This window comes from Mesorhizobium sp. M5C.F.Ca.IN.020.32.2.1 (assembly GCF_004023105.1).
GTDB classification, from domain to species: domain Bacteria; phylum Pseudomonadota; class Alphaproteobacteria; order Rhizobiales; family Rhizobiaceae; genus Mesorhizobium; species Mesorhizobium wenxiniae.
Map to the genome: position 1 here is coordinate 1 of NZ_RZSX01000909.1, position 2,430 is coordinate 2,430.

3 protein-coding genes are annotated in these 2,430 nt (G+C 62.4%); all 3 read left to right on the plus strand.

Annotated features, from left to right (window positions below; genetic code table 11):
* Positions 1 to 876: DUF2157 domain-containing protein (locus EOA86_RS30700; RefSeq protein ID WP_128345043.1), on the plus strand; the 876-nt coding region annotated here is incomplete at its 5' end.
* Entirely contained in the window at positions 873 to 1,454 is a 582-nt protein-coding gene (locus EOA86_RS30705) for a GDYXXLXY domain-containing protein (protein WP_128345045.1), read from the plus strand. The genes EOA86_RS30700 and EOA86_RS30705, both read left to right, overlap by 4 nt.
* A gap of 52 nt (positions 1,455 to 1,506) precedes the next feature.
* On the plus strand, positions 1,507 to 2,430 hold a 924-nt coding region (locus EOA86_RS30710), incomplete at its 3' end, for an aromatic amino acid lyase (RefSeq protein ID WP_164892140.1).

A 2,430-nucleotide genomic window follows, 5' to 3' on the forward strand; every position in this document is an offset into this window, starting at 1 on the left:
GCCATCATCTTCGCCGGCTATGTCGGCGGCGCCGTGCTGAAGACACGCGACCATGCTGCAATGGGCGAGGCACTCTGGATCGTCGCCGCGGCGGCATTCGGGGGATCGATCGCGCTCATCGGCCAGATGTATCATTTGTCCGGCGACGAGGCATCGGCCTTGATCACCTGGGGCGCTGGCACGGCCTTGGCTGCGGTTGCGCTGCGCTCGAACCCGTTGACAGTCGCTGCTGTCGGCATTGCCGATGCCTGGCTGTTCCTGAAGGGGTTCGATTATTTCAGTCGCGCGGAATTTCCGCATCTTTTCGTCGTCATGGCGAGTGTGTTGTTCGCCATTTCGTTCTGGAGCCGCAGCCAGGCGGCACGCCACCTGATCATCCTGTCGGTCATCTTCTATCTCGTGCTGTTGTTTACGGAATACGAAACACTGCAGGTCGCTGTGCCGCTCGTCGTCGTGTCGGTGCTGCTTTTCTCGGCTGCGATCTTCGCTGCCGAGCCCGTCGACTGGATACTGCAGCTGGGCGGTCGGCTGCCCTTGCACGCGCTGGTCGGATTTCTCACCGGCCTGGCGATGATCCAGTTCGAATTAGCCGATTTAAGCAGCTACAACAGCGGCTTTGCCATTGCCTCGGCCGTTGCGCTTGCCGGCATTGTCGCGGCAATCGTGCTGGGCGGACGCGACAGCAGGGGCATGCGCTGGGTTGCCTATGCCGGCTTCGCCTTCGAACTCGCCATCATCTATGTGGTGATGTTGCAGTCGATGCTCGACACGGCAGGCTTCTTCCTGGCGGCAGCTGTGCTTCTCGGCATCCTTGCCTTTGTCATCCTCCGCGTGGAAAAGCGCATGAGGGCCCCGAGCGTGGAAGGAGCGGCATGATGACCGGTATACGGCTGATCATTTCGGCGGTGGTGCTGGCGCTCATCCAGATCGGCTTCCTGAGCTGGATCATCGCTGGTCGGGCGGCGATCCTGCGCGACGGCAGGCAAGTGCTGCTTAAGGTCGAACCGATCGATCCGCGCGATCTGCTGCGCGGCGACTTCATTCGCCTTGGCTACGATATTTCGCGCATACCGGTGAAGCTGATCGCCAACATTCCAGCCGGCAAGCTCACGAGCGACGACACGCCAATCGTCGTCCGGCTGAAGCAGGGCGCCGACGGCTATTGGCAGGCGACAGCGGCCTGGTTCGGGCACGCGCCGGCGCCGGCAGCATCCGACGAAACCGATATCGTCGGGCATGTGTCCGCGGGGTGGGATCTCAGCGCAGCCACCACCATAGCGCCGGATTACGGCATTGAACGTTTCTACCTGCCGGAAGGCGAGGGAATAGCGATCCAGGACGATATGCGGGTGCGGCCGTTCGGCGTCCGCGTCGCACTCGCAGCCGATGGCGCCGCGCAGATCAAGGCGCTGATGGACGGCGACAAGACGCTGTTCGAGGAACCACTTTATTAGAATTGGCCCGGATTAGAATTGGGAAAGCGTGGCCGCTCGGACAGCATCAAACATGACAACTATCCTGACGACACGAGAAGACATAAATCTCAGCTCTGTTTTCCGCGTCGCCTGGAAGAAAGACACGGTGCAAATCAGCGGCAAGGCTTTGCAGCGCATCGCAGAGTGTCGCGCGTCGTTCCTGCGTCTTATCGAAACCGACCCTGTGCTGGTCATCTATGGCGTAACCACCGCCATGGGAGAACTCGCGAGTAGGCGGCTCGAACTTGGCGAGCGGGATCGCCATGCGCGCATCAAGGCGTTCGCAGCCGCCACATCATTCGGCGAGCCTTTGCCAGATCGCGTGGTGAGGGCGATCGTGCTCGCCCGTCTGACGAATTTCCTCGAAGGAAATGCCGCGACTGCACCGCGTATGGCGCTCGCCGTCGCCGCGATGCTGAACGGCGGACCCATGCCCATGGTGCCATCCTGCGGCCAGGGCGGCGCCGGTGAAATCCTCGCTCTTTATCCGCTCTTTGCAGAGCTTTCGACGCGCTTCGACCTGGAAATCAAGGAACGGGGATCCCTGATCAATGGCTCGCCCTGCGCTGCCGCACTCGTGGCCGATGCCGCCTTGGCGGCGCGCCGTCGCGTTCGCCTTGCCGAAAAGGTCTTTGCGCTTTCGATCGAAGCGTTTCGCGCGCCGCTCGAACATTACGATCCGGCGCTCGACGCGCTTTGGGGCGATGAACACGAAGCAGCGGCCCTGCGGGGATTGAGGGAGTTTCTTGCCAGTACCGGCACCGGGCGCCGCAATTATCAGGCGCCGGTCAGCTATCGCATCGTCCCTCGCATTCTGGGGCACGCGCATCGCGCGCTGGCATCGGCGGAGCGGGCGGCCACTGTGTCGCTCGCCTCGATATCAGACAACCCGGTCTACATACCGCCTGGCGACGGGCATCCGCTCGGGCGCTGCATCAGCACGGGCGGCTATCAC

What these genes read in the sequence shown, in the direction of transcription:
- EOA86_RS30705 (WP_128345045.1), top strand. Translation starts at nt 873, where the DNA reads ATGATGACCGGTATACGGCTGATCATTTCGGCGGTGGTGCTGGCGCTC.